Annotated in this window: 18 protein-coding genes; 14 read left to right on the forward strand and 4 right to left on the reverse strand. The window is 70.2% G+C overall.

The features are described 5' to 3' along the window. From ACG2DA_RS10155 to ACG2DA_RS10185, 7 genes are all read left to right on the forward strand, one after another. The coding region (locus ACG2DA_RS10155; RefSeq protein WP_395255493.1) for a DUF1559 domain-containing protein at positions 1-1,028 on the forward strand (1,028 nt) is incomplete at its 5' end. 340 nt (positions 1,029-1,368) lie between these two features. Continuing rightward, positions 1,369-2,976: a lipopolysaccharide biosynthesis protein gene (locus tag ACG2DA_RS10160; protein WP_395255495.1), complete on the forward strand. Its 1,608-nt coding sequence runs from the start codon at positions 1,369-1,371 to the stop codon at positions 2,974-2,976. A 52-nt stretch (positions 2,977-3,028) separates the two neighbouring features. Next, positions 3,029-4,060: an NAD-dependent epimerase/dehydratase family protein gene (locus tag ACG2DA_RS10165; protein WP_395255496.1), complete on the forward strand. Its 1,032-nt coding sequence runs from the start codon at positions 3,029-3,031 to the stop codon at positions 4,058-4,060. Beyond that, the gene (locus ACG2DA_RS10170) at positions 4,057-4,839 is read left to right on the forward strand and encodes a class I SAM-dependent methyltransferase (protein WP_395255497.1); all 783 of its coding nucleotides are present in this window, start codon (positions 4,057-4,059) and stop codon (positions 4,837-4,839) included. The genes ACG2DA_RS10165 and ACG2DA_RS10170 overlap by 4 nt, the downstream gene beginning before the upstream one ends. Beyond that, entirely contained in the window at positions 4,833-5,996 is a 1,164-nt protein-coding gene (locus ACG2DA_RS10175; RefSeq protein WP_395255498.1) for a glycosyltransferase family 4 protein, read from the forward strand. The genes ACG2DA_RS10170 and ACG2DA_RS10175 overlap by 7 nt, the downstream gene beginning before the upstream one ends. Continuing rightward, positions 5,993-6,988, forward strand: coding sequence for a glycosyltransferase family 2 protein (locus ACG2DA_RS10180; RefSeq protein ID WP_395255499.1), 996 nt, complete (start codon positions 5,993-5,995; stop codon positions 6,986-6,988). The genes ACG2DA_RS10175 and ACG2DA_RS10180 overlap by 4 nt, the downstream gene beginning before the upstream one ends. Beyond that, positions 6,985-8,124 carry a glycosyltransferase family 4 protein gene (locus ACG2DA_RS10185; protein ID WP_395255500.1) on the forward strand — a complete coding sequence of 380 codons (1,140 nt, stop codon included), beginning with the start codon at positions 6,985-6,987 and terminating at the stop codon, positions 8,122-8,124. The genes ACG2DA_RS10180 and ACG2DA_RS10185 overlap by 4 nt, the downstream gene beginning before the upstream one ends. On the opposite strand, the gene ACG2DA_RS10190 is transcribed toward ACG2DA_RS10185, so the two are convergent. Beyond that, positions 8,049-8,945: an FkbM family methyltransferase gene (locus ACG2DA_RS10190; RefSeq protein WP_395255501.1), complete on the reverse strand. Its 897-nt coding sequence runs from the start codon at positions 8,943-8,945 to the stop codon at positions 8,049-8,051. The two genes, ACG2DA_RS10185 and ACG2DA_RS10190, sit on opposite strands and share 76 nt — an antisense overlap. Positions 8,946-9,030: 85 nt before the next feature. Here ACG2DA_RS10190 and ACG2DA_RS10195 point away from each other — a divergent pair, with 85 nt between their 5' ends. The 3 genes from ACG2DA_RS10195 to ACG2DA_RS10205 are packed head-to-tail and all read left to right on the forward strand — an operon-like array spanning position 9,031 to position 11,827. Beyond that, positions 9,031-9,849 carry an FkbM family methyltransferase gene (locus ACG2DA_RS10195; RefSeq protein ID WP_395255503.1) on the forward strand — a complete coding sequence of 273 codons (819 nt, stop codon included), beginning with the start codon at positions 9,031-9,033 and terminating at the stop codon, positions 9,847-9,849. Continuing rightward, positions 9,846-11,036: a glycosyltransferase gene (locus ACG2DA_RS10200; protein ID WP_395255504.1), complete on the forward strand. Its 1,191-nt coding sequence runs from the start codon at positions 9,846-9,848 to the stop codon at positions 11,034-11,036. The genes ACG2DA_RS10195 and ACG2DA_RS10200 overlap by 4 nt, the downstream gene beginning before the upstream one ends. A gap of 20 nt (positions 11,037-11,056) precedes the next feature. Next, entirely contained in the window at positions 11,057-11,827 is a 771-nt protein-coding gene (locus tag ACG2DA_RS10205) for an FkbM family methyltransferase (protein WP_395255505.1), read from the forward strand. Positions 11,828-11,858: 31 nt separating this feature from the next. Here the strand turns inward: ACG2DA_RS10205 and ACG2DA_RS10210 are convergent, their stop codons facing one another. Then, a complete protein-coding gene (locus ACG2DA_RS10210; RefSeq protein ID WP_395255506.1) occupies positions 11,859-12,854 on the reverse strand; it encodes a hypothetical protein in 996 nt (331 codons plus the stop codon). Between the two features lie 444 nt (positions 12,855-13,298). Between ACG2DA_RS10210 and ACG2DA_RS10215 the strand changes: the two genes are divergently transcribed. The 4 genes from ACG2DA_RS10215 to ACG2DA_RS10230 all read left to right on the forward strand — a co-directional run bounded on the left by ACG2DA_RS10215 (position 13,299) and on the right by ACG2DA_RS10230 (position 18,363). After that, positions 13,299-14,153 (forward strand): glycosyltransferase family 2 protein, encoded by an 855-nt coding sequence (locus ACG2DA_RS10215; protein ID WP_395255507.1) that lies wholly within the window; start codon positions 13,299-13,301, stop codon positions 14,151-14,153. Continuing rightward, positions 14,150-15,586 (forward strand): O-antigen ligase family protein, encoded by a 1,437-nt coding sequence (locus ACG2DA_RS10220; RefSeq protein ID WP_395255508.1) that lies wholly within the window; start codon positions 14,150-14,152, stop codon positions 15,584-15,586. The genes ACG2DA_RS10215 and ACG2DA_RS10220 overlap by 4 nt, the downstream gene beginning before the upstream one ends. A 61-nt stretch (positions 15,587-15,647) precedes the next feature. Then, on the forward strand, positions 15,648-16,850 hold the full coding sequence (locus ACG2DA_RS10225; protein WP_395255509.1) for a glycosyltransferase family 4 protein: 1,203 nt from the start codon (positions 15,648-15,650) through the stop codon (positions 16,848-16,850). Positions 16,851-17,052: 202 nt separating this feature from the next. Beyond that, on the forward strand, positions 17,053-18,363 hold the full coding sequence (locus ACG2DA_RS10230) for a glycosyltransferase family 4 protein (RefSeq protein ID WP_395255510.1): 1,311 nt from the start codon (positions 17,053-17,055) through the stop codon (positions 18,361-18,363). Positions 18,364-18,674: 311 nt separating this feature from the next. Here the strand turns inward: ACG2DA_RS10230 and ACG2DA_RS10235 are convergent, their stop codons facing one another. Continuing rightward, positions 18,675-21,047, reverse strand: a complete 2,373-nt coding sequence (locus ACG2DA_RS10235) for a GumC family protein (RefSeq protein ID WP_395255511.1) — start codon at positions 21,045-21,047, stop codon at positions 18,675-18,677. 240 nt (positions 21,048-21,287) lie between these two features. Further along, positions 21,288-23,726: an O-antigen ligase family protein gene (locus ACG2DA_RS10240; RefSeq protein WP_395255512.1), complete on the reverse strand. Its 2,439-nt coding sequence runs from the start codon at positions 23,724-23,726 to the stop codon at positions 21,288-21,290. Positions 23,727-23,938 lie beyond the last annotated feature (212 nt).

Raw genomic sequence — 23,938 nt, forward strand, 5'->3', positions numbered from 1 at the left:
TGCTGGAGTGCCAGAACAACGTCAAGAACATCACCCTGGCCCTCACCAACAAGGCCACCGGCGACAGCGGCAAGCTGCCCCACATCCGCGACGGCATCTTCCGAACCGGCAGCCGGGCGAACGCCGGCCTGGGCGCCTACCGCACCTGGCCGCGGGTGATCCTGCCGCAGATGGACGCGCGGGGGCAGGACCGGTCCCTCAGCAGCCTTGAGGAGTTGCACTTGAACGGGACGGCCCAACAACTCGCAGACCGCTCCAATGCTCTCGGCCTCGGCACCGGTCAGATCCAGAGCTACGTCTGTCCGGACGACACGGCGAACGACATCAAGGACTTCGGGTTGAGCTACCGCGTGAACGCCGGATACTTCGCGGACAGCATCTCGCCCAACGTGGACGGCTCGGGCGGGAACGCCGGCAGCCATCTTCCGAACTTCTACAACTGGTCGGTCGCGGGGGTCGACGTACCGGACGACGTCGGGACGCATCTCAAATCCGGCGTCATGCACAACCCGATTCAGGGGGACCTCGCCGCCGTCGACTCGCTCAGCGGCGCGCAAGTCGGGGCGCCGGCGCAGTTGACGCTGGACCAGATCGGCAACTGGGACGGGACCACGAACACCCTGTGGATTTCTGAGAACACGACGGCGGCCAACTGGCTCAACGACGACACGTTCGGCCTGGCGTTCGGCGCGATCATCCCGGACGACCAACAGGCAGTGGCGTTCCCGGGCGAAGCCGCGCCCGCGGCGCCCTACGGGACGTTTACCGAGGCGGGAAAACCGAACGTGAAGTTCAACGACGGCGTGAAGCGTCCGATCCCGGCGTCGGAGCACTCCGGGGGCGCCATCACGGTTGGGTTCTGCGACGGCCGGGCCACCAAGATCAGCGACAGCATCAGCCGCGAGATCTACCTCAAGCTGCTCTCCAGCGGCGGGTCGCGGCTCACCTACCCGCGGACGAACGCCGTGGCCGCGGCCTTGCAGGGGACCCCGCTGCAATCCCCGGTGAGCGCCTCGGACTACGACTGACAGGCCTGCGGCTTGCGACCGAAAGGTCTCGCGGGGGCGGTCTGCGGATTCCGGTGACGCCGAATCGGTCGGCGTCAGAATTCGGCGAAACTCTTCGTGGTAGAAGCTTGGGCGCTTGCACCGCCTTCGGCCCCGCTTACCGTCACGGTCCGGCGGTTTCCCGACCCTAATCAGTCCCCGTCGCGGAGGTGTCCGGTCGCCCGTTGCGTCAATCCTCACGACCTAGTTCCATGGCGACCGATCTCCCGCCGCTGTCGGTGAAGTCGGTCGCCGCCTTACGTCATGCTCGACGGCCGCGTTTCGGCGGACAGGACGGCGGCGGAAAACTGCGGGGGGCCGAGTGACCGCCCCCGCCCCGCCGGTCGACGCAGTCGGCTCGTCGCTTCCCGGTCCCCGACCGGCCGTCCCCGCCTCCGCGGTCGCGCCGGGGGGAGCAGAGGTCGTCGGCCCGGCCCCCCCGCCCTCCCCGTTCGATCCGCCGCCGCAGCGGTCCGGAGCGGCGGTCCGGGGGGGGGCGGTGGCGATCGCCGGTCAGGGCGCGAAGACGGCCGTCCGGCTGATCGGCACTGTGGTGCTCGCCCGACTGCTGACCCCGGCAGATTTTGGCCTGGTGGCGATGGTGACGGTGATCACCGGCTTCGTGGGCATGTTCACCGACGTCGGCCTGTCCGCCGCCACGGTGCAACGCCCGCGGGTGACGCACGAGCAGGTCAGCACGCTGTTCTGGCTGAACGTCGCCCTCGGCTGCGGTCTGGCCGCTTTGACGGCCGCCTCCGCCCCGCTGATCGCTTGGTTCTACGACGAGCCCCGGCTGACGTGGATGACCGTCGCGTTGGCCGGCACGTTCGTGCTCGCCGGCCTCACCGTCCAGCACCAAGCCCTACTGCAACGGCGGATGCAATTCGTGACGGTGACGTGGATCGGCATCGCCGCCCAATGCGTAGGTACGGCCGTGGCCGTGGGCACGAGTTGGCAGGGCTGGGGGCCTTGGTCGCTAATCGTCATGAGCGTGACGAGCGGCGCGGTCACGTTGCTCGCGAACTGGGCGTGCAGCGGTTGGCTGCCGGGGCGCCCGGTACGCGGGTGCGGGGCCGGGGGGATGCTGAAGTTCGGGGGGTGGCTGACGGGGTTTCAGTTCTTGAACTACGGCATCCGGAATGGCGACAACCTTCTGATCGGCGCCTTTCTGGGCGCCGGACCGCTGGGGCTTTACTCCCGAGCCTACGGTTTGCTGATGCTGCCCCTTTCGCAGGTGTTCGGGCCGGTTTCGAAAGTCGCGCTGCCGGCTCTCAGCCGCTTGTCGGAACGCCCTTCGGCGTATCGGGACCAGTACCGGCAACTCCTCCGCCCGCTGGTCACCCTGTCGGTCCCGATTATCGTGCTGTCCATCGTCGGCGCAGGCGAAATCATCCGGATCCTGCTGGGCCCGGATTGGACGGCCGCTGAATCGGTGTTTCGAATTTTAGCCGTCGGCGGACTCGCCCAGCCGATCGCCAGCACCGCCGGCTGGCTCTTCGTCACCTCCGGCCACCCGAAGCGCCATCTTATGTGGGCAGCCGTTGCGTCCCCCGTGTTCCTGCTCGGATTTGCGGCGGGCTTGCCGTTCGGGATCACCGGGGTCGCCGTCGCGTTCGCGATCACCGCGACTTTCAATGCGGCGGGGTCGCTGTGGTACGCCTGCCGGTTCAGCCACATTGAGATCGACGACGTCGTCCAAGCCTGTTGGGGCGCTTACGCCCTGGGGTGCGTCGGCGGGACGGCGGCGTTCCTGGCGGCCGCCGCGTTACCGCCGGTCTGGCCCGCCTCGGTCCTGCTGGCCGTTAAGTGCGTCGCTTACGGCCTCGTATTCGGCGGAGCTTTTCTCATATCGCCCGGTCTGCGGACGGAGTGGACGGAGCTTTTCCGACACCTGCGCCCCCAATCCGCGCCGGCGACCCCGTTATCCTAACGACGTCCTCAGGCGCCGCCGTCGCGGCGAAGATTTTTAAGATACGCAACCCATGCCCACGCAATCGCTCCTCGTGACCGGCGGCGCCGGCTTCATCGGATCTCACGTGGCTCGCCGCCTCCTGACGCGAGAGGACTGCCGCGTGGTGGTCTTGGACGATCTCTCCGGTGGGAGCTTCGACAACCTCCCCGACCACCCGCGGCTGAGAAAAGTCGAAGGGTCGATTTGCGACGCGCCGCTCGTGGAGCGGCTGTTTCGGGAGGAACAGTTCCGCGACGTCTATCACCTCGCCGCCTACGCGGCGGAGGGGCTGAGCCACTTTATCCGACGGTTCAACTATCAGAACAACGTCGTCGGCAGCATGAACCTGATCAACGAATCGATCCGCACGGGCGTACGGTGCTTTGTGTTCACCAGCTCGATCGCGGTGTACGGCACCGGGCGGGTGCCGTTGACGGAGGACATGGTCCCGCGGCCGGAGGATCCCTACGGGGTCGCGAAATACGCCGTAGAGTTAGATCTCGCGGCGGCGAAGCACGTACACGACCTGGACTACGTCGTCTTCCGGCCGCACAACGTCTACGGCGAATACCAGAACACGGGCGACAAATACCGGAACGTCGTCGGCATCTTTATGAATCAGATCCTCCGCGGCGAGCCGATGACGATTTTCGGCGACGGCGAGCAGCAGCGAGCCTTCAGCTACGTCGAGGATATTCTCAATCCCATTCTCGCCGCCCCGGACACGCCGGCCGCGTTCGGCCGGGCGTTTAATATCGGCGCGGACGAGCCCTACTCGGTGAACGTGCTCGCCCGCCAAGTCGCCGCCGCGATGGGCGTGCCGGACCATCCGGTCGTCCATCTGCCGCCGCGGAAGGAGGTTGTCGTGGCCTTCAGCGACCACTCGAACGTCTACGAAGTGTTCGGGCATCAGCCGCAGACGGCATTGCAAGCGGGCCTCGACCGCATGGCAGGCTGGGTCCGCGAGGTGGGCCCGCGGGCGAGCCGGGAGTTCGAGGGGATCGAGGTGCACGCGAACTTGCCGGACTCGTGGCGCGCCGTGGTGGCGAAGGAGGGCCAATGACGCTTCCCGCAAAGTCGCCGCACGCCGGCCGCGTCACGGCGGACTCGACCGAGGCCGCGTGCGAGGCGATCGAGGAACGACCGGTTGAGGCCGCCCCGCGACGCCACAATCCGCTCGCCTACCAAGGAGGTCGTCCGGACATCGTAAGGCACCTCCGGGGCCCGCGCCGCGTTTTAGACGTCGGCTGCAACGGGGGCGCAGTCGCGCGGCAGATCCGCGAGCGGGATCCAAACGCCCGCGTTTGGGGCATCGAGTGGAACGTCGACGCCCTGGCCGCCGCCGAACCGGTCTTGGAAGCGGGTTTTCGGGTCGACCTGGAGGATCGGGAAGCGTTGCGGGCGGCGTTGCGGGGGCTGACCTTCGACGCCGTGATCGCCGGGGACGTGCTGGAGCACCTTTCCGATCCTTGGGGGGTCCTGGAAGACCTGTTCCGCCATGTCGCGGCCGGCGGCGTCGTCCTCATTTCGCTGCCGAACGTCGGCCGCTGGGAGTTGATCGCCCACCTCGCCCGGCAACGGTGGCCGGTCGAAGATCGGGGGGTGTTCGACCGCACGCACCGACGCTTCTTCATGAAGAACGACCTGCCGGGCCTCGCGCCCGCGGGCGGGCGGCTGCGCATCCTGGCTCGGAACTACCGCATTCGAGAGCGCGGACGCGGTCGCGCTGATCGCTTCCTGCTTCCCGTGCTGCGAAGGATTCCGCGACTGCGGGAGTTGTTCGTGTTTCAGTACATCCTTGAGGTACGGCGCGAGGCCGACGCCGGAGGCCCGGCGTGTTGATTTCCCTGTTCGTCCACGACCTCTGCTCCAACCCGATCGTCCGGGCGGCCCCGATCGGGGCGGCGCTGGAGCGGCTGGGGCATCAGGTGGAGGTCGTCGGCTGCGTGCGACCGGGGGTCGGCGTATACGCTCCCTACGCGCAGCGGTTCCCCTATAAGACGGCGGTGCGGGAGTCCGCTTCGCCCAACCGACGCGATCCCGGACTGGAGCGGGAGTTGGCGGCGCTGGCGACGGGCGACGTGATTTATTCGTTCAAACCCCTTTACACGACCTTCGCGCCGGCGTTGCGGGCTTCCGGCCTCGGTCGTTCCCGCCCGCTTCTCCTCGACGTCGAGGACGACGAGACGCTCGGCATCGAACGGCGCGGGTGGCAGGGAACGGTCCAGCGCCTCCTGGACCGCGATGTTCCCCGACAACCGCGGCTGGAACTGCTGCGGTTGTTCTTGAGATGCTGCGCGGGCGTCACCGTTTCCAGTTCCGGCCTTCAACGACGTTACGGCGGGGACATCGTGTTGCACGGGCCGGACGCGACGGTATTCGACCCGACCCTGGAACGCCTGGATCCGCGGCGGTGTCGCGTGCAGTTGGGCCTGCCCGAGGAGGGACCGTTGGCCCTGTTCGCCGGTAAACCGGTCCCGCACAAGGGCCTGAAGCGCCTCGTGGAGGCCGTGGGTCGATCCGCCGAGGGATGGCGGTTGGCGCTGGCGGGCAATCCCGGCGACGCGGAGTTCCAAGAGGCGAAACGGACGCTGGGGGACCGGTGCCTCCTGTTGGGGCTGCTTCCGAACGAGCGGATGCCCGCGTTGTTAGCGGCCGTCGACGCCGTGCCCGTGCCGCAGGAACGAACCCCGTACGCGGCCGCTCAGATCCCGGCGAAGCTGTTGGAAGCCATGGCGATGTCCAAAGCGGTGATCGTGAGCCGCGTCGGGGATCTTCCGCAGATCGTCGGGGAAACGGCCGAGTCGCCCCGCGGCTGGGTCTGCGAACCGGGGGATGCGGAAAGTCTCGCCCGCGCTCTCGACGAGATCGTCGCCGCCCCGGATGAACGGAATCGTCGTCAGGCGGCGGCTCGCCGATTCTTCCTCGCGTCCGCGAGCGTTGACGCCGTCGCGACACGCCTCCGGCCCATAATGGCGTCGGTCGGACGGCGAAAGTGAGCCTCGCCCCGGCCGTTTCCGTCGTCGTCCCGACCTATCGCCGGGCCGATCTGGTCTGCGACACGCTGGACAGCGTCTATGCCCAGACGCACCGGCCCGTGGAATTGATCGTGGTGGACGACGGCAGCGGAGACGACACCCCCGCCGTCGTGCGAGACTGGCTGGCCCGACGCCCGAACGACCCGGCCAGCGGGTGGACCGGAACGCTCGTCGAACAGCCCAACGCCGGCGCCCCCGCCGCACGGAATCGCGGCTTTCGCGAATCGAGCGGAGAGTTGGTGCAGTTTTTCGACAGCGACGACCTGATGCATCCGGAGAAGCTCGCGCGCCAGTGCGCGGCGTTGGCTGCCGCCCCCGTCGCCGAGGCGTGCCTCTGTTACGCCGGGGCGTTTAAAGACTTCCCGGACTGGTCCGTCCCCCCGAGTTCGGGGCTGCGACCGTGGACGGCCGGGGAAGTCGTGCGGGGGCGGTCGCTGGTCCCCAGTTGCGTGCTGCTGCGGCGGTCGGCGGTCGACCGAGTTGGGCCGTGGGACGAAACGCTGGTGAAGTTCCAAGATTGGGACTACTTCGTACGGCTCGTCCTTGCCGGAACGACAGCGGTGCGGGTGCCGGACGTGTTGGCGCTGAACCGAACGGCCGGTGACCGAATCGGCGGGCGGTTCGACTCCAAAATCCTGCGGGCGCCACGCAGCCTGCGGGATCGACTGCGGGTCCGCCCGTCGACGCCGGACGCGGACGCGATGTGGGACGGTTTAGCGCGCTTTCTGGTCGGCTTGTCCCTCACAGCCGCCGCCGCCGGCGCGACCGCGACCGCCCGCGAAGCGGCCGAACTGGCTTGGTCCTGCCGCGCGACGTGGTCCCGCCGGGCCGCGGCCGCGGCGCTGGCGGTCGGCCTCAGGACGCCGGGACCGGCTCGGACCGTCGCACCGCTCCTCGCCCGGCTGCCCAAGCTGACGCGTTTCGCGGCCGGTTTCCGACGTCAGATCTCGTGAGCGGTTCCCCGCCCCGCCGGGTTCTGCACGTCGTTCAAACCTGGGCCGACGGCGGGACCGAACGCTACGTCGCCGACCTCGGGACGTATCTCGCGACCGAGACGCCCTGGACGCCGGAGCTCTGCGTCGTCCGGGCCGCTCCGCCGGCCCCGGCGGCCGCGTCCGCCTTCGCCGCCGTCGAACGCGTGTCGAACGCTTGGCGCCTCGTTGATTTGCTGCGTCGCACTCAGCCGGCGGTCGTGCATCTCCATCTCTACACCGCTCTGCTGCCGGCGGCGCTGACCTGCCGGGCGGCGGGGACGCGTCCCCTCGTCCATCTGCACCAGCCGCTGTCCGCCTGGAACGCCCGGCACCGGCTGGCCTGGCAGGCCGCGGTGCGTCTGGCGGGGCACGTCACCGCGGGGTCGACCGCCGTGCTGACCGGCGCCGGGTTCCTATCGGACAATCCCGCGGCCACGCGGGTGCCGGCTCCCGTGACCGTGCCCCGTCCCGCTCCACCGCGTCCGCCGACGGACCCGCTTCGGCCGTTCGTCATCGCCGGCGTCGGGCGGCTGTCTGCCGAAAAGGACTGGCCCACACTGCTGAGGGCGCTGCCGCGGGTGATTGCCGAAGCCGGCGGCCGCGCCGTTCGATTCGTCCACGCCGGCGGCGGGGAGCGAGCCGCACAATTTCACGCCGTTGTCCGGGAACTCGGGCTGACGGAGGTCGTCGACGCCCGCGGCCCGGTGCCGCACGCCACGATCGCCGCAATCTTGGACGCCGCGGATCTGTTCGTGCTGCCGAGCCGGTTCGAAGGCTTGGGCATCGCCCCTCTGGAGGCGATGGCGCGCGGCGTGCCGGTCCTCGTGGCCGACTTCCCGGCCGCAGACGATTACATCCTCGGTCCGCCGGGCGAAGAAACCGGCCACACCTTCCCCCGCGGCGACGCGAACGCCTGCGCGGATCGGATCCTCTGGCACCTGCGGAATCCCGGGGAGAGCGCCGCGGTGGGCCGACGGGGGCGGATCTTCGCGGCGGAGCGCTTCACCCCCGCGGCGACGTTCGGAATGCTGCCGGCGATCTACGAAACGCTGGCGACCGACGCCCCCGCCGCGGCCAGGAACTCCTCGGCCGATTCGGTCCGGAGGAACAGATAGTCGCACTTGGAAAGGTCCGCGTGGGGCTCGATGCCCGTCTGCGGGTCGATCGGCTCGACCACGCCGTCGTGCCGGGTCCGCCAGCAGCGGTAGCCCAGTTCCCGCATGTGCGCCAGCAGGCGATTCTGGCGGTCGGAGCGGAAGTCGTGCAGGGCGTCGGTGTCGTGGCCGGGTTCGAGGACCGGCAGGATTTCGCAGAACACCGGCGGGCGATCCCGTTTCAGCGTCTCCGTCAGGCCTGACATCACTTCGAGTTCGCCGCCCTCCACGTCCACCTTCACCGCGGCGAGCTTCTCGATCCCCAGCGAGTCCGCCACCGCGTCGCCACGCAACACGGCGACGTGAACGGTGCGGGTGTAGAAAGATTCGGGCCGGAACCCGTCCACGACGCTGGCGATCGCGCTGTGGTCGCCGTGATCGTGCAGCGTGAGCAGACCGTTGCGGTCGCTCAGCCCGGTCGGCACGATCGTGCAGCCGGACAGGTTGTTGGCGTCGACGAGACGGTGCAGGTAGTCCACGCAGGCGGCGTTCGGCTCGCAGCCGACGTAGCGCCGGCCGGGGTCGAGGGCGAGGACGTGCATCAGCGTCTGCCCCACGTTCGCCCCGACGTCCAGGAACGCCCCGGGCGCGCCCAGCGCCGCCCTCATCAGCGGCTCCCGCCACGGGTCGTTGCCGCCCGGCTGCGTGTTTCTCCAGCCGAGTTGTCCCCGCACCGGCACCCGGTACCGGCGCCCCGTCACGGTCGTGGCGGCGGTAAAGTTGAGCGCCCGGAGCGCCCCGACCTTGCGAGCGATGCGCATCGAGAGCGGCAGGCGGGACATGGGCGGGCGACGTCGGTGTCGGGGGGCGTTCCCCGGAAGTCTAAGTTAAAGTCGATCCAGCCGCCCCGGATCCGACCCGCCCGTTATGTCTGCCAACGTTCCGACCGGTCCGATCCGCCGCCTGCGGGCGCTGGCCAAGCGGGCGGCGATGGCGGTCGGGCTCAAACCCGACAGCGGTCTGCGGATCGCCCGCTTTCTTGAAACCTACTCCGCGGCCGTCACGGCTCGGGGGCCGCTGCGGTTCGTGCAGATCGGGGCCAACGACGGGGTGCGGAACGATCCGCTGTACCCGCTGATCGAGCGGGGCGGGTGGGAGGGGGTGTTGGTCGAGCCGGTCCCGGCCCTGTTCGAACGGCTCCGCCGGACCCACCGCGACCGCCCCGAGCTCACGTTGCTGAACGCGGCCGTGGCCCCGGAGGCCGGCAGCCGCCCGTTCTATCACCTGCCTGAGAGCGAAGGCCTGCCGATATGGGCCAACGGCTTGGGGTCCTTCCTGAAGGAGTCGCTGCTGACCCACGCGGACAAGATCCCCGACGTGGCGGACCGGATCGAGCGGATCGAAGTCCCCTGCGTCACCTATCGGACGATCTGCGAGGAGCGGGGCTGGGAGCGGGTGGACCTCGTGCACAGCGACACCGAGGGGTTCGACTTCGAGATCGTTCAATCGCTCGACTACGACCGCTTCCCGCCCGGCCTGCTGCTGTTCGAGTGGGTGCACCTGAATGGGGCGGACCGGGCCGCCTGCCGGCGGTTCCTTGAAGACCGCGGGTACGAGCCGCTCGCCGGCCACTGGGACGCGGTCGCCCTCCGGGACCCGGACGCCGCCGCCCCGGACGTGCGGGCCGCGTGGGACCGGCTGCGGGCGGGGCTTGCCCGGTACAACAGAGCGGCCCCGGCCGCATGAAGGTCGTCTTCGCGGACCGCTCGAACCCCGGGGGCATCTGGAACGTGCTGCACCCGATCGCGGAGGCCCTCCGCGACCGCGGGGACGAAGCGATCTGCGTCCGCTGGCGGGACCGCGAGGAGGCGTACGCGGAGGCGCCGGAGGGCGTCCGGGTCGTGCAGATCGACGTCCCCGCCCGGCGGGCCGGGGCGCGGGGGCAGGTCGACGCGGTCCGACAACTCGCCGCCTTCTCCAAGGACTTCGCGGCTCTACTGGAGCGCGAGCGGCCGGACGTGGTACACGCCAACTTCGTGCTGCCGGGGGCCGCGGCGCTCCGGGCGGCGAAGGCGGCCGGCGTGCCGCGGGTCGTGCTGACGCGGCACGAACTGTTCACGTCGCTGTCCGTCCCGCTGCGGGCGTTGGACCGGGCGACCCGGCGGCACGCGGACGCGGTGACGTTCGTTTCGAAGGCGACCGCCCGCTCCTACGGCTCGGCCGCCGAACCGTTCGATCCGGTCACCGGCGAACCGCCGCCGCGGGAGACGGTGATCTATAACGGGATCGACCTCACCGAGGTCGACGCCGCCCGCGCCGCCGCCGGACCGCGGGACGCGGACCGGATCGTCTGCGTCGGTCGGTTGGTCCCGGTGAAGGGGCAAGCCACGCTGCTGCGGGCTTTCGCGCGGCTCCTGCGGGACCGGCCGACGGCGCGGCTGGAACTGATCGGCGAGGGCCCGGAGCGGCCGGCGCTGGGACGGCTGGCGGAGGATCTCGACGTGGCCGACCGGACGCAATTCCTCGGCTGGCGGCCGCGGGCGGAGGTGATGCGAACCTTCGCCGAGGCCGGCTGCGTGGCGCTCCCCAGCGACGGCACGCAGGAGGGCTTCGGCCTGACCGCCGCCGAGGCCGCCGCCTGCGGGGCGGCGGTGGCCGCCAGCGACATCCCGGTCTTCCACGAAGTACTGGGCGAAGGAGAAGTCGAGAGGGCGAACGCAGAGTGGTTTCCCCCCGGCGACGCCGCGGCACTGGCGGAAGCTCTGGCGGCCTGCCTCGGACGATCGGCGCCGCCGGACCTGGCGGCGTCGGTCGCGGAGCGATTCTCGCTCGACCGGATGACCGCGGGCCACCTCGCCACTTACGATGCCGGACGTGCGGGGGCCGGGCGCCCGTCGGTCGACGTTCCGGCGTCGTGTCCGCCCAGCCGTTGACCTCTCACGTCGCCTCGCCCATGCGTCTCTCCCGGCTGAAACGCTTTGCGGTGAAAAGCGGCTTGTATAAGCCGGCGCGTCTCCTGCACCGACACGTGCTCCTCCGGCGTGACCTGGCGGACTTTCGCGGCGACCGGGCCTTTTTTCGGGAGTTGCTCGCCCCGGGCGACCTCTGCTTCGACGTCGGGGCGAACGCGGGCGCGAAGGCGGAGGCGCTGTGCGCGGCCGGCGCCCGAGTCGTCGCCTTCGAGCCGCAAGCGGAACTCGCCGACGAGATCCGCGCCCGCTGTCGGGGGTACGGGGGCCAGCTGCTCGACGTCCGCACCGCGGCGGTGGGCTCGGAAGTCGGACGAATGACGCTGACCGTCGGCCGGCCCGGCTCGGTGACGGCCAGCCTGCGACCGGAGAAGGAACAGGGCAACGCCGCCGACCGCGACCGGCTCAGCCGCGAGGTCCCCGTTACGACCCTCGAGACGGAGATCGAACGCTTCGGCGTCCCCGTCTACTGCAAAATCGACGTCGAGGGTTGGGAACGGGAAACGCTCGCCGGGCTGGCCCGTCCCGTCCGGTTTCTGTCGTTCGAATACCACCGGACGGACACGGCCGTCGCGGTCGGGTGTCTGGAACGCTTGGCGGAGTTGGGGGCGACGGACGCGGCGTTCTCCTCCCCGCGGCCGTTTCGCCTGACGACGGGGTGGACGCCCCTGCCGGAGTTCCGCAGTCGCTTTGAGAACGCGGTGGCGGACGGGCCGCCGTACGGAGAGGTGTTCGTGCGGACCGGCACGGACTGATCCGAGGGACCGGTCGGTTCATCTCCGCCGTTCACGTCGCATCCACGGCGGGCGCCGCCTCGGCGACGGGGCCGGATTGATCCCACGCCGACGGAAGCACGTCGTTGCGGCCCCGCTGGGCCGGCGGGACCTCGCCCGAGCGGACCGCCTCCAAAATGCGGGGCAGTTGCCGAAGGAACTGTGCGTCTTTGTGCACCGGGTGCAGCAGCCAGGCCTTCTCGGCGGTGAGGGCGAGGCACCTGCCGCCGGCCCGACCGACTCGGCGGTGCAGCAGGGCCTCCGGCGGGACCGGGTGGCGGAGGTTCAGCCACTTCCGCAGCCGACATTCCGCCGCCGCCCGCCCGCCGGTCAGCGGCAGGTACGGGGCGAGGCGATCCCGGTCCAGCAGCAGGCACCGGGTGCTGAACCAGTCGTGCAGGACGAACCCGTCCCCCCGCTCCAACGGCCGCCAGTATTCGGCAAACTCGTCGGGTCGATCGGGCCCGGACGGCGGGGCCTTGCGGCAGACTGCGGCGACCGCACGCGGCTCGGCCGCCAGCCGGCCCAGGGCCTCGGCGACCCAGTCGTAACCGGCGGCCTGGTGCAGCATCATATCCGCGTCGTAATGCAACACGTAGCGGGTCTCCGGCAGGCCGAATCCGGCGGCGTAGGAGATGAGGCCGTGCCCTAAATAATCGTGCGTCTCATGGGGGCGGACGGCGGAGCCGTAGTACTCCCGCCGCAGGGCCGCAACCTGCTCGTCGCCCGGCCTTAAGACCACCAGCTCGTCAAGGATCCCGGCCCGCTTCAGGTCGTGAACGGCGTCGAGCGTGTCGGCCACGCCCCTCTCGAACTCGGCGGGCGGGAACCGTTCGTCGGCGTCGAACCGGCCGGCGCTCTGGGGCCGGCAGGCGTCCAGCACGCCCAACACCGTCCGCACCCCGCCCCGGTGCCGCGCGACCAATTCGGGAACCGTCCGCGACAGGTACGCGAGGTCCCCGCGGGACAAATTGATCTGCAGGGTGACGGCGTCCGCGGCGGGCGGCATATTTGCAGCGGGGGATTGCACGGAGAACAGGCGACCGTGCGGGACGCCGCACCCGCCCCCCGCAGCTTACGCCGACGCAAACCGACCCGTCGGATTCCTCCGCCGCGGGGCGACAGTTCGGCAACGACTCCCGGCGGCAGGCGGTTGTCCCCGGTTGCACGACGTTACCCCCGGATTAGAATCGTTTGCAATTGCCGATCCCGGGCCGACGGCAGGATCCTCCGCGGGGCTGATTCCTCGCCCTGTTGAGCCGCGGAACATTCAGCGAGCTCCAGAGCACGCAGCCATGCTCGTGACCGACGCCGCCCCGCCCCGCACGAACGGCCCAGCGGCGGACGGTTTCCGCGGCGACGCCGATCGAAGAAATCGGGCGCCTGCCGGTTCCGCCGGAGTTCGTGCGGACGCACGGCCGCCGTCCCTGGCGCCGCGGCGCTGCGTCGGCTGATGCCCGCGCCCCCGCCGGACGTGACCGCCGTGATGGCGGTCTACAACGAAGAGCGGTACGTCGAGGGCGGCGTGCGGAGTCTGCTGGATCAAGATCTCCCGGACGGTCTGACGCTGGAAGTCGTCGCGGTAAGCGACGGGTCCACCGACGGCACCGGGGCGGTCCTCGATCGGCTGGCGGCGGAGGACGATCGCCTTCGCGTGTTTCACCGTCCGCGGTCGAATCAGGCGACCTGCCTGGCCTTCGCAGCCGAACAGGCCCGCGGGCGGTACGTCACGAACCTCGACGCCGACGACGAGGCCCTGCCCGGCCGGCTGGCGAAACAGGCGGCGTTCCTGGACGAGCATCCGAAGGTCGGCTGGCTGGGGACGGGGGAGCGGCGGGTCGATCAGGACTCCGGCGAGGCGACCGACCGCCTGCTGCCGACCGACGACGCGGCGATCCGCCGGCTCTCGGCCCGGTGCATCCCGTACGTCCACAGCAGCGTGATGTTCCGCCGGTCGCTGGTGGAGCGGGGCGTGAACTACGACCCCGAGCAGGCGTTCATGCAGGACTTTGAATTCTTTCTGCGGGCGGCCGCCGTTTGCGAGGTCGCCAACCTGCCCGAGGTATTGACCATGCGACGGATCCGCCGGGCGAGCTTCTACCAGTCGTCGCTCAAGAAGAGCCGTTACAACCGGCGGCTGTCCGTCCTCTCGGCCCGGGCGGTGCGGCAGTTCGGGCTGCCGGCGTGGTACCTGGCGTTCCCGGCGGCGCGACTGGGGTACATCTACACTCCGGAGTCCGTTCGCCGGACGCTGCGTCGGGTGGGCGGACTGACGGTTCGGCCCGCCGGCGGCGGTGAGCCGCGATGACTGACAAGTTCGATTCGCTCCTGCCGCTGATCCTCGTCGGGATCGGGGCCGCCGCGGCGCTCTTCGTTTTCCTGGCGAAGAACCCGCTGCGGGGCATTTATTTTTATCTCTTCTCGTGCGCGATCCTGCTGGCTCCCGAGTTGCCGGTGGTGCGGGAGAAGCTGACCGGCGCCGAAGCGGTCTTCGCCGCCACCCTGCTCGCTCTGATCTGCTTCTCAGGCCGCATCCGACGCGGGCCGGCGCCTCTGCTGCCGATCCAGCGCACCGTGCTGATCGCCGCCGGGTGCTGGGTCGCGTCGGTCTTCGCGTCGCTGGTCGCCAATTATTTGGCGGGAAGTTTGGTGAGCGTGGGACGGTCCGGCTTGGAGGCGGCGACCTACGCCTATGGCTTCGTCGTCTCCTTCGTGATCGTGCACTACGTGGACACGTGGGAGAAGTGGCGGACGTGCCTGCTCGCGTGGACGCTGGGCGGCGGGGTGGTGACCGCCGTCGGGCTCATGGCGATGTCGATCTATTCGCCGGCGTGGACGAAGGACGACTTTTCCGGCCGTATCTCCTCGACGCTGCGGGAGAGCAACCAGGTCGCCAGCTACCTCGGGCCCCTGCTGCCGGTGGCGGCGTTCGTGCTGCGCAGTCCGGGGCCGTCGCGGCTCTGGTCGAGTTGGGCGGCCCGAACCGCCGGGTTCTGTCTATTGGCCGGGGCGTTTGTAGTCATGCTCGGGACCGGGTCGCGGACCGCGTTCCTGATTACGGGCGCGGCGTTCGCGGCGTTGATGGTCCTGCTGTTCGTGGTCGCCCCGAAGGAGCGGGTGAAGGCCGGCGTAACCCGCTTTCTGGCCGTCGGGGGGTTGGCCGCCATGATCTGGTTCGTCTACGGCGTGGCGACGGACACCGGCGAGAGATACGCCCTCGGCGTCACGAAACCTTGGGAGCGGCCGGTCCGCATCTTCGCGGAGATCCTCCGAGGCGAGAGGGACGCGACGGACACCCGCGTCGAGCAGGTCGCGCGGCTCAGCCGCACCTGGACCGACAGGCCCGTGTTCGGGGCCGGCCCGGGGAACTACAGTCCGCTCACCCGCGGGCATGAAATTCACAACAGTTACCTCAATATCTTGGCGGAACTGGGGTTGGTCGGCGTGACGGCGTTCGGGTTCTGGATGCTGACCGCCGTGGGGCTTGCCCGCACGTCCGCCGCCATCGCCCCGCGGGGCGAGGCGAGGGTGATCGTCTACGGCTTCCTCGCCGGGTGCGTTCTGCTGCTGCTCTATCAAATCACGATCTTGGGAATGCGTCAGCGGCCGCTTTGGTTCGTCAACGGGCTGCTGATCTGCCTGCCGCGCGTGCTGTTGGATTTGCATTTGCGTCAATCCACGGATCGGGACGCGGCGTCCGATCCTCCGTCTCCCTCTCCGCCGGGCGCGTATTCGGTATGAGCGGCGGACCGAACCGGCTCCGCCCGGAAAATCCGCCGCCGCCCGCACCCGAAAGCGACGCGTGACTTCGTCCGTTCCCCCCGTCCTGTTCGTGGAGAGTTATCCGCAGGTTTTAGCCGGACAGCAGCGCACGTTGCTCGCAATGCTGGACGCCTGGCCCGCGGACGGCCCCGAGCCCGTGGTCGTCGCCCCGGCCGGCGGACCGCTGCCGGACGCGCTGCCCGGCGTCGCCGGCGGACGGGTGCGGTTCGAGCTGTTGCCCCCCCGCCCCGCCCTGAACCGCTACGGCGGGGCGATCTATCGGGACCGCGGGCTGGCGAAACTCAAGACGCTCGCCGCCGCCGCGGGCGGCGTCGCGGACGCCCGCCGGTTCCTCAAGCGGCTCCGCCCCGCCGCGGTGTTCTGCAACGACATGCGCGGCATCCTCACGCTCGGCGTCGCGGCGAAGAGCTTGCGGATCCCGTTGACGACGTGGGACAAGCTCGACAAACCGCACGGTCGGGGCGGCTGGATGGACCGGCTGGAACTGCCGCTGTGCGACCGCGTGCTGGTGATTTCCGAGGCGGTGAAGACGAAGTTCCCCCCCGCCCAGCTCCGCCGGTACGCGGCGAAGCTGAAGACGGTGCGGAACGGAATCGACTTCGCCCCGCTCGACGCCGCGGAGCCGGATCGGAGGCGGTTCGGTCTGGCGGACGACGACTTCGTCGTCCTGCTGGCCGGCACCGTCACGCACCGCAAAGGGGTGGACCGCGTGCTCGGCGTGCTGCCGGACCTGCTGGACGCCGTGCCGCACGCCGTCGTCGCCGTGGCGGGGGCGCCGTCGAGCGACCAGGACCGCGCCTACGCCGACGGCTTGCCGAACCGCGATCATCCCCGCGTGCGATGGCTGGGGCAGCGGGACGACCTGCCGACGCTGATGCACAGTTGCGACCTGTTCTGCCTGCCCAGCCGCACCGAGGGGATGGGGCGGGTGCTGGTGGAGGCGATGGCCGCCCGCAAACCGTGCGTCGGCAGTCGGGCCGGAGGGATTCCCGAAGTGATCGCGGACGGCGAGACCGGGCTGCTGTTCGACGGGGACGATCCGGCCGACCTGCTGCGGAGCCTGACCGTATTGGCTCACGCCCCGGAACGCCGCCGACGGATGGGCGAGGCGGGCCGGACGCGGGCGGAGACGCGTTTCCACGGGCCGACACAGATCGGAAAGGTTACGGAGGAGATCCTTGATCTCGTTTCCCCGAAGAGCGGCTTGCCGCAGTCATGGTGAACGCCCCGGGCCGCTGCTTCGAACGCTCCCCATGAGGGCCGCTGGCCTGTGAGCCTGCGAAACTGTCAACTCTGCGTGAATTGCCCTGACTTCCGAGATCGTACTTTCCATCCCACCTCGTAGACCGGATCATCTGGATTCGACCCCGATCAGTCCGTTTTGTCGGCAGCTTACGCCCCTCTTCGCCGCCCCCGCCGAACCAATGATCGCTGCGAAGAGTGCGATCCGCATCGACGCCCCCACGTCAGTTTGGGGGAAGCGGTCCGAGCCGGCGTGCGACGCGATCCGCCGGGTTCGGATTGCCCACGTGCAACTCCTGCCGTTGCTGTCGGGCGTCCAACGGGTGACACTGGACGAGTTGGAGCGGCTGGACCCGGCCTCGTTCGACCGCACGCTGATTCTGCAGTCCCCCGGGCCGTTCTCCGAGGCGGCGGAGAAACGGGGCGTGAGGGTGCAATACGCCCCGGCAATGATCCGGGCGGTCCGTCCCGCCGCGGACTGGCGAGCCTACCGCCAGCTGCGGGAGTTGTTCCGGGCGGGTCAGTTCGACGTGGTCCACACGCACTCCTCAAAACCGGGCGTGCTGGGGCGGATGGCGGCGCGGGCGGCGGGCGTGCCGACGATCGTGCATTCGGTGCACGGATTCGCCTTTCCTGCGGCAGGACGCGTGAAGCGAGCGATCTTCACCGCCGCCGAACGCCTCGCCGCGACCCGGTGCGACGCGGTCGTCTGCCTCAACCCCGCCGACGCCGCCACCTGTACCGACGAGCTGAAGCTGCTAGCCGGCAAGGTCCGCTTGCTGCCCAACGGCGTGGACCCCAACCAGCGGAAACCGCTCTCCGAGTTCGAGCGGGAAACGATCCGCCGCGAGGCGTTCGGCGTCGGTCCTGAAGATAAGGTCGTCGGGATGGTCGGGCGGCTGTGGCCGCAGAAGGATCCGCTGACATTTGTGGATATCATCTGCCGCTTGCGTGACTTCGGCGAAGATCGCACCGGCGGTCCGGTGACCGGCGTGCTGATCGGCGACGGAAACCTCCGCCCGCAGGTCGAGGCGGCCGTCCGCGAGGCGGGACTGAACGCGCGATTCCGGCTGCTGGGTTGGCGGGAGGACGCGGCGAAGCTCATCGCGGCCGCGGACGTCTCCTGCCTGCCCAGCCGTTGGGAAGGCTTGCCGTTGGTGATCCTTGAAGCCCTCGCCGCAGCGGTCCCGGTCGTCGCCAGCGACATCTCCGGGAATCGCGATGCGATCGAGCCGGACGGCGACGGCTTGCTGTGCCCGCCCGGCGACGCCGCGGCGTTCGCAGAAGCGATTCGCGGGCTGTTGGTCGACGACGAACGCCGGGCCGCGTTCGGGGATGTCGCCCGGGCCCGCATCCGGGAGCAGTTCGACGTGAGCGACCGCGTTCGCCGCATCGTCGAGCTGTACCGCGAACTTGGCGCCCCGCTGGGCGATCGGGACGGCGTACTGGATCTGAACGAGGCCCTGGGGGCCCCGGCCGAGGCGCCGCGATAATGACGGCGGGGGGCCGCGGCGCCCTCTCAATGCCGGTCAATATTACCTCGGCGGAGAGCTCGGAGAGAGCCGAGGCCCCGAAGACCGATTCTCAGTAACGGACGAGCCGTCCGTTGACGATTCATTCCCGCTGACGGTCCCGGGAGGGCGTCGCATGCCGGCGCGGCAGGTCCTCCGCCCGCCGCTGGCTTCGCCGGCGCAGAGGAAGGAGGTTCGGCGCCTCGCCGCCCGCGACCGAGGGGAGACGGCCGGCCTTCGCGGGACGGCCCGCCGCCTTCTCGCTCTACGCCGACGCCCGTGCCTCCCCCGGGTCAGACCGCGGTCCGGTGGCCGTTGACGGTGGACGACGTAGCGACGGCCGGCTCTTCGAGCGCGGGCGCCTTCTCGCTGGAGTAGTAGCCGCCATTCGAGGCTCCGTAGCCGTACCCGTAGCCGTATCCGCCGTAGTAGCCGCTCTCGACTTCGCGGACGTACTCGCCGCCGGGTTCGACGGCGTTGACGACCAACCCGAGGACCTTCGCCCCGGTCCGGTCCAGCATGTCGAGGCTCTCCCGCACCTTGCGGCGGGTTCGCTTCGACAGCCGAGTCACGAGGACGACGCCGTCGGCCGCGGGGGCGACGGCCGCGGGGTCCGACACCGCCAACACCGGGGGGCTGTCCAACACCACGAAGTCGAACTTCTGGCGCAGCACCCCCACGAAGTCTTCGAACGCCTGCGAGGAGAGCAGTTCCGCCGGGTGAGTCGGTTTGCGAAGGCAGGGCAGCAGCGACAGACCAGGCACCCCGCTCTCCACGATCGCATCGGCGAGCTTGTCCGGGTCCGCGATCACGTCCGTCACGCACACCCCCTCCTTCGGCAGGCCGAACAGTCCGGCGACGCGGGGACGGCGGAGGTCGACGTCGACCAGGAGGGTGGATTTCCCGCTGCGGCCCAGCGATACGGCCAGGTTCGCCGCCAGCGTGCTCTTGCCGTCGCCCGGGTCGCCGCTCGTGACCTGAATCACCTTGACCCCGGAACGGGACGCGAACGCCAAACTGGCTCGCACGGATCGGAACGACTCCGCCAGCCGGCTTTGGGGGCGGTGCACGGTGAGCAGGGACGGGTCCAGCCGGCCGCCCTCTTTCGTGCGACGCAGGACTTTCGCGGGGATCGCCGGAACGTGACCGAGCAGCGGCAGGCCGAACTCCGCCCGCAGTTCTTCGGGACTCTTAAAGCTGCGATCTCCCTGCTCCAGCAGGTACGCCAGCCCGAACGCGACCGCCAATCCCATCGTCCCGCCCACCGCGAGACTGCGGATCAACTCCACCGAGGTCAGGACGCCGGGCCGGGCCGGCACCAGCGACGCCACCCGGACCCGCTCGGCTTCCTTAGTCAGGTCCAGCTGCGCGATCTTGTCCACCAGCGCCGCGTGCATCGCCGCGTGCCGGGCCACCTCGTCGCGGAGTTCCCGGTCGGTCAGCTCCGCGTCCCGCAGGGCTTCGGCTTTCTTTTCAGTGAGGGCGTACTGCTCGTTCAGTTTCGCGATCTGGACTTTCAACACCTCCGCCCGTTCCTGGCGGGCGTCGACGAACAGGTCCAGGAAGGACTTCGACGAGCCTTCGGAGTCGCTCAGGCCGGCCCGCTCGGCCATCAGCTTCTTGACGGCCGCATAACGGCTCTCCAGGCGCTTCCGCTCCGGGTAGTTCTCGCCGAACCGCTCCCGGGCCTCCTCCAGTTGGAGCATCAGTTCCAGGTTCTGCTCCTCGAACGTCAGCTGCGCCGCCTCCGGCGACGCTTCCCCCTCGGCGGCGTCGCGGCGCCGCATGGCGGCCATCTGCGCCAGGGCCTCCCGGCGCCCCCCCGCGGCCAACGCGGTGCGGATCGCTTCGATCTCCCCCGTCAGATGCGTCAGTTCCAACCGCAATTCGTCCTCCGAAGCGTCGATCTGACGGAGGTCGGCGACGAACGGGTTGAGGGGGGTTCCGTCCTCGCCGCGGGTGAGCGGCGAGGTCCGCTGGAACTCGCGATAGGCGGCTTCGGCCTCCTCCAACTCGCCGCGGACTTCGTCGTTGGCCTTCGTGATCAGTTCGATGGCCTCTTGGGAGACGGACTGCTCCTCTTCCCGCACACTATCGACGAACGTCTTCACCACGGCGTCCAGAACCGCCTTCGTTTCTTCCGGACTCTTGCCGAGGTACTCCAGTTTGATGACGCGGGTTCCTTGGATCTGCTGGCCGCTCAGGTTCTCCAAGATCGTCCAAACCGGCGAACCGCCGCCGCGGAAGCGGGGCAGGTCGGCCAGGTTTTGCTCCTCGACGGCCCGCTCGATGAGCGGCGGGGTCTGGATGCGGTGGAGATAATCGCCGAGCACGTCCTGCGAAGACGGGGCCCGACCGTTCCCGCCGTCCTCGCCCGGGAGGCTCGGTTCCCGATAAGAGACCGTGATCTCGGCGGTCGACCAATAAACCGGCTCCTGCTTTGTAAAGTAGTAGTATCCGGCGCCTAATCCGGCGGCCAGCCCCAACACGAGCAGGTACCACTTCCGACGCAGCAGGCGGCTGATGGACGGGCCGGCGGAGCCGTGGGCCAACGCAGCCAGGTGCGGCGGAAGTCCGGCCCCGTGGGAAACCGCGTTCGCCGTGCGGGAGTCGTGCGACGGCCCGCCGATGCCGTTTGAAGGAGCAAGTTCGGCGATACGGGACACGGGCGGCCTCGGGAAAATCAAAGACGCGTGAGCGGCAACGGTTCCGCAATCGTCGGGGGCCGCACAGTCAACGTTCGTACGGTTTGCAGGTCGCCCACTGTAGGGATCCGGGTCTTGCGTCTTCAAGACGCTGCCCGTCGCCGGCGCCGGGGATTTGCGGATCGCGGAGGCTTCCCCAGGTAGGTTTCCCGATCTAAGCCTTTCCGAGCGCCATGTGGCGAAAAGGCGACGCGCCGCCCGTCACGGGAGGCCGTGCTTCAACGCCTCGCGACGCGCCCGGTCGAGGCGGTCGGCGAGCCTTCGCGCATCGCGGTCCCGGGGGGACACCGCAACCAGGAGCGCCAGTTGCTCAGCCGCGGCGTCAAGTTCGCCGTCGTCGATCAGCCAGCCGATGAGGGTTCTCCGCGCCTCCAGATCCCGCGCCGCCGCCGCGAGGTGGGTTCGCATCGCCGCCACCGCCCCGGCCGCGTCGCCGGTCAGTCGCAGAGCGGCAGCGCGATCCCGCGGGGCGGCGTCGCTCATCAGAACACGCTTGGCGATCGCCTCGGCCAAGTCCGGACGTTTCGGAGCGATCGCCGTCGCGGCGGCGGCTCGCGCCGCCGGGTCCGAGGGCAGCCACGTCCGGAGGCGGGAGCGTTCCGCCTCATCCAGCGCTCCGGCGTCCGACACCGCGGCCACGACGGCCGTAATCCGATCCGGATCCCCTTCGAGAACGGCCCGCCAGCATGCGTCAGCGAGATCCTGAAGCCCGAGTCGCTCCGCCCGGTACGCGGCGGCGCCTTGGGCCTCCACATCCATTGAATTATTACGGTGCAGCGCTGCCAGGAACCGGCGACCGGTCGGGTCCTCTTCGGGGGCCGCCCAGGCGATGCGGGCGAGATGGTAGTCCAGCCGGGGCAGGAACGGGCAGGCGGCCCGGGCCGCGGACAGGTGCTCGAACGCCGGGGCCAGCGTCCGACGCACGAGGGGGTCGGCCCGCATCTCGGCGAGTTGTGCAGCGCCGTTCGGCCCCAGCGCCGCGAACGCCCCGAAACCCGGGTCGGCGAGGCGGGCGATGGCCCGGTCCGACATCCCGGCGGCGGCGGGCGCCGCCCGCAGGGCCGCGGCCGTCTCGTCGCGGTAGCGGCGCATCAGCAGCCGTCCCAGGGCGAACCGCGCTTCCACGTCGTCCGGTCGGCGTTCGACCGCTTCGGTCAACCGGTCGATCTCAGGGCCGACGGCGAGTTCGGGCCACGCGGCCGCGTCGCCGTCGACTGAGTCCAATCCCCGGTGCGGAGCCGCCGGAGCCGCGAGCCAGTGCTCCCGCGCCGCCCACCCGCCCGCGGCGGCGAGCGTCAACACAAACGCCGCCGCTCCGAAGCGGCCGAGACCCCCGCGGGATCCGGAGGGAACGCCGGCCCCGCAGGCGGCTCCCAGCAGCGCCGCCGCCGCCAGCAGAACCGGCGGCCGGGTGATGCCGTAGTCGAACGTCCCGTGCACCGCGATCGCCCCGGCGGCGTAGGCGGCGACGATCACCGCGTCCGCGGCCCCGGCCCGGCCGGCCCGGCGGACGCCCCAAAGCAGGCAGGCGGCCGTCGCCGCCAGCAGCGCGAGTCCCGCCGCCCCGCCCTCGACGAGCGTTTCAACGTACTGGTTATCTGCGTGCGTGAACCACTTGTCGGTAGACTCTGCCTGATAGGGACGGGTCGCATACCCGTGCGTCCCGAAGCCTGAGCCGAAGAGGGGCAGATCCTCGACGACGCCGAACGCGTCCTCCCAGTGCGCCCAGCGGCCGGCGATCTGCTCCTCAAACGTGCTGTTCCGCGACTGCTCTAGTCGATCGAGCGTCGTGTCTTCGACGTCGAAGTGCCACAGCGAGACCGTCGTCCCTACGACCACAGTGACGACGCCCGCGGCGACGACCCAACCAGCGTTTTTCAGATCAAACGGCGCCGCGGTCCGCCCTGCCTCATCGTCCTCCGTGTTGCGACGACTGAGGAATACCGACGCGAGGCCGGCCAGCAACAGACCGACCGGGACGGCGGCCAGCCCGGCCCGGCTGCCGGCCACGACGAGGCCCGCGGCGATCACGGCCCCGCAGGCCGCCGCCGCCCCCCGCCCGCCGCCGCCGGCGAGCAGACCGAGGACCGCCGCGAGGCCGAGATTCAGTAGTTCCGCCGCGTGGCTCCGGTTCATCCCGGCGAAGAACGGTCCGGTGAGACCCGCGATCTCTTCGCCGGTAGAAGTGAGCCCGTATTCCGTCGACAATCCCAACCGGCCGACGAGCCCGGCGATCGCGAAGGCGGCGACCGTCCCCGCGAGGCCCCACCAGACCACCCGACGGCCCGCCCCGTGCCCTCCCGCCCGCGCGGCGAGCAGAAACGTGAGGACGGCCAGCGTGATCAGGGCGAGCATCTCCCGCGTCTCCGACCGGGCCACGGAGACGGGTATCAGATGGGGAGCCAGCTCGCCCGTCGCGGTCTCCAAGTCGTCCCCGAATACGGGGGACGCGGCCTGCGACGCTCCCAACAGGAGCGCGCCGGCCAGCGGCCAGAGAGCGGCGGGGATCCGACTGGCCCCGAACCACATCGTGAGCCCGCCCGCCGCGAGCGCCAGCCCCGCCGACGCGACGCTCAACTGAACGGACGCGGCCGAGTTAAAGAACCAGGGCGCCGTCATCACGGCCGCGACGACGGCCACGGCGGCACCGGCCGTCGCCAGATCCGGCGGCGCGAGTTCGTCGAGCCACGCCGGCGGTTGGGGAGGCCTCGGGGCGGGAGGCGCGCTTTCCTTGACGGACGGTTGAGCCGCGCGGCGACGCGCCGCAGCCCGACGTCGGGCCGCCTCGTCGGCACGTGCGACGAACGCCCGGCCGATTTTTCGGCCGGGCGTTCGAGACGTCTCGGGCGGGT

The sequence above is a fragment of the Alienimonas sp. DA493 genome (assembly GCF_043951915.1).
Taxonomy (GTDB): domain Bacteria; phylum Planctomycetota; class Planctomycetia; order Planctomycetales; family Planctomycetaceae; genus Alienimonas.